Annotated in this window: 1 rRNA gene; it reads left to right on the forward strand. The window is 52.7% G+C overall.

Going from position 1 to position 205, the window contains the following annotated elements:
* Positions 1–205: ribosomal RNA gene (locus tag MFP24_RS00005) — 23S ribosomal RNA — on the forward strand; the annotation flags it as partial.

A 205-nucleotide genomic window follows, 5' to 3' on the forward strand; every position in this document is an offset into this window, starting at 1 on the left:
GGAAACGGGTTAATATTCCCGTACTGGTTGTTACTGCGAAGGGGGGACGGAGAAAGCTAGGTTGGCCGGGCGACGGTTGTCCCGGTTTAAGCGTGAAGGTGGGTGTTTTTGGAAAATCCGGAACACCGTTAACACTGAGGCGTGATGACGAGTCACTACGGTGATGAAGTAACCGATGCTACGCTTCCAGGAAAAGCCTCTAAGC

It is taken from the genome of Brenneria tiliae (genome assembly GCF_023347575.1).
GTDB classification, from domain to species: Bacteria; Pseudomonadota; Gammaproteobacteria; order Enterobacterales; family Enterobacteriaceae; genus Brenneria; species Brenneria corticis.